The sequence below is a fragment of the Brevibacillus porteri genome (assembly GCF_003013475.1).
Lineage (GTDB): Bacteria > Bacillota > Bacilli > Brevibacillales > Brevibacillaceae > Brevibacillus > Brevibacillus porteri.
In genome coordinates, this window is sequence record NZ_PXZO01000015.1 from 1 (window position 1) to 3,483 (window position 3,483).

Sequence of the window (3,483 nt, forward strand, 5' to 3'; positions counted from 1 at the left end):
ACAGGAATCGAACCTGCGACCTCTTCCTTACCATGGAAACGCTCTACCGACTGAGCTACAGGAGCATAATATGGCTCCTCGGGACGGACTCGAACCGCCGACCGATCGGTTAACAGCCGATTGCTCTACCAACTGAGCTACCGAGGAACGTTGAAGGATTTATTCCTTCAAAACTGAATACGCATGATTGCTAAGAATTTGTGGATAAGTCCTCGACCGATTAGTATTCGTCAGCTCCACGCGTTACCGCGCTTCCACACCGAACCTATCAACCTCATCGTCTATGAGGGGTCTTACCAGCTTGCGCTGTGGGAAGTCTCATCTTGGAGGGGGCTTCACGCTTAGATGCTTTCAGCGCTTATCCCGTCCGCACATAGCTACCCAGCTGTGCCACTGGCGTGACAACTGGTGCACCAGCGGTGCGTCCATCCCGGTCCTCTCGTACTAAGGACAGCTCTCCTCAAACTTCCTACGCCCGCGACAGATAGGGACCGAACTGTCTCACGACGTTCTGAACCCAGCTCGCGTACCGCTTTAATGGGCGAACAGCCCAACCCTTGGGACCTACTTCAGCCCCAGGATGCGATGAGCCGACATCGAGGTGCCAAACCTCCCCGTCGATGTGGACTCTTGGGGGAGATAAGCCTGTTATCCCCAGGGTAGCTTTTATCCGTTGAGCGATGGCCCTTCCATGCGGAACCACCGGATCACTAAGCCCGACTTTCGTCCCTGCTCGACTTGTAGGTCTCGCAGTCAAGCTCCCTTCTGCCTTTACACTCTACGAATGATTTCCGACCATTCTGAGGGAACCTTTGGGCGCCTCCGTTACCTTTTAGGAGGCGACCGCCCCAGTCAAACTGCCCACCTGGCATGGTCCTCTCGCCCGATAAGGGCGACGAGTTAGAAACTCCGTACATCAAGGGTGGTATCCCACCGACAGCTCCACAGAGGCTGGCGCCCCTGCTTCTCAGCTTCCCACCTATCCTGTACATGATGCACAAAGTTCCAATACCAGGCTACAGTAAAGCTCCATGGGGTCTTTCCGTCTTGTCGCGGGTAACCTGCATCTTCACAGGTATTATGATTTCACCGGGTCTCTTGCCGAGACAGCGCCCAAGTCGTTACGCCTTTCGTGCGGGTCGGAACTTACCCGACAAGGAATTTCGCTACCTTAGGACCGTTATAGTTACGGCCGCCGTTTACTGGGGCTTCGGTTCAAAGCTTCGCTTGCGCTAACTCATCCCCTTAACCTTCCAGCACCGGGCAGGCGTCAGCCCCTATACTTCGCCTTGCGGCTTCGCAGAGACCTGTGTTTTTGCTAAACAGTCGCTTGGGCCTTTTCACTGCGGCCCCCTCGGGCTATTAACCCTACCGAGGCGCCCCTTCTCCCGAAGTTACGGGGCCATTTTGCCGAGTTCCTTAGCAAGAGTTATCCCGCGCACCTTAGGATTCTCTCCTCGCCTACCTGTGTCGGTTTGCGGTACGGGCACCTTGTTCCTCGCTAGACGCTTTTCTTGGCAGTGTGAAATCAGGGACTTCGGTACTTAAATTTCCCTCGCCATCACAGCTCATGCTTAACGGTGTGCGGATTTGCCTACACACCACACTTACTGCTTGGACGGCCATCCAGTAGGCCGCTCACCCTATCCTCCTGCGTCACGCCATTGCTCAAGCGGAACAGAGGTGGTACAGGAATATCAACCTGTTGTCCATCGCCTACGCCTTTCGGCCTCAGCTTAGGTCCCGACTAACCCTGGGAGGACGAGCCTTCCCCAGGAAACCTTAGGCTTTCGGTGGACAAGATTCTCACTTGTCTTTTCGCTACTTACACCGGCATTCTCACTTCCAAGCGCTCCACCGCTCTTTCCAGTACGGCTTCACTGCTGCTTGGAACGCTCCCCTACCCAGTCCGTAAGGACTGCCATAGCTTCGGTGATACGTTTAGCCCCGTTACATTTTCCGCGCAGAGTCACTCGACCAGTGAGCTATTACGCACTCTTTAAATGGTGGCTGCTTCTAAGCCAACATCCTGGTTGTCTGGGCAACTCCACATCGTTTCCCACTTAACGTATACTTGGGGACCTTAGCTGATGGTCTGGGCTGTTTCCCTTTTGACGATGGATCTTAGCACTCACCGTCTGACTCCCGGACATAAGTCATTGGCATTCGGAGTTTGACTGAATTCGGTAACCCGATGAGGGCCCCTAGTCCAATCAGTGCTCTACCTCCAAGACTCTAAATTCCGAGGCTAGCCCTAAAGCTATTTCGGGGAGAACCAGCTATCTCCGAGTTCGATTGGAATTTCACCGCTAGCCACACCTCATCCCCGCACTTTTCAACGTGCGTGGGTTCGGGCCTCCAGTAGGTGTTACCCTACCTTCACCCTGGACATGGCTAGATCACACGGTTTCGGGTCTACGGCAGCGTACTATCGCCCTATTCAGACTCGCTTTCGCTGCGGCTCCGTCTCTTCAACTTAACCTCGCACGCTACCGTAACTCGCCGGTTCATTCTACAAAAGGCACGCCGTCACCCTTTTAACGGGCTCCGACTATTTGTAAGCACACGGTTTCAGGTACTATTTCACTCCCCTCCCGGGGTGCTTTTCACCTTTCCCTCACGGTACTGGTTCACTATCGGTCGCTAGGTAGTATTTAGCCTTAGCAGATGGTCCTGCCAGATTCACACGGGATTTCACGTGTCCCGCGCTACTCGGGGTTGGTCTCGGAGAGACGCGCGTTTAGGTTACGCGACTATCACGCTCTATGGTCAGCTTTCCCAAGCTGTTCACCTACGCGCGTCTTTTGTAACTCCATGTGAGACGCCCCACAACCCCGCCGGGTAAACCCGACGGTTTAGGCTCTTCCGCGTTCGCTCGCCACTACTGACGGAATCACTATTGTTTTCTCTTCCTCCGGCTACTTAGATGTTTCAGTTCACCGGGTCTGCCTTCTCATCACCTATGTATTCAGTGAAGGATACCATCCCATTACAGATGGTGGGTTACCCCATTCGGAGATCCCCGGATCAAAGCGTGCTTACCGCTCCCCGAGGCTTATCGCAGTTCGCTGCGTCCTTCTTCGGCTCCTAGCGCCAAGGCATCCACCGTGTGCCCTTAGTAACTTAACCACGACGCACAGGATGTGCTAGTGCATGCGTTGTCTCATGGATGAGACGAACTTAGCAGGCCATCCTTGCATTTCCGTAATTACTAAAAGTACTTACAGTTTATATCTTAGCAATTTCATGCAGTATCCAGTTTTCAAGGAACAAATGGATAGTTACTCGTAAGAGTAACTGCCTGGCAACGTCCTACTCTCCCGGCTCCCTGCGGAGCAAGTACCATCGGCGCTGGAGGGCTTAACGGCCGTGTTCGGCATGGGAACGGGTGTGTCCCCTCCGCCATCATCACCAGACTTATAGGATGTAAGTCGTTCTGCGTTCTCGCATGGACGCGAGAGCCTTTAGCAGAACTTCCTTTCA

General features: G+C 53.9%; 1 tRNA gene and 2 rRNA genes. All 3 read right to left on the minus strand.

Going from position 1 to position 3,483, the window contains the following annotated elements:
• Positions 1-71 precede the first annotated feature (71 nt).
• The 3 genes from C7R92_RS09220 to rrf all read right to left on the minus strand — a co-directional run bounded on the left by C7R92_RS09220 (position 72) and on the right by rrf (position 3,416).
• Positions 72-147 (minus strand) — tRNA-Asn (locus tag C7R92_RS09220).
• Between the two features lie 53 nt (positions 148-200).
• Positions 201-3,129 (minus strand): 23S ribosomal RNA (locus C7R92_RS09225).
• Between the two features lie 170 nt (positions 3,130-3,299).
• Positions 3,300-3,416: ribosomal RNA gene (gene rrf, locus C7R92_RS09230) — 5S ribosomal RNA — on the minus strand.
• Between the last annotated feature and the right edge of the window lie 67 nt (positions 3,417-3,483).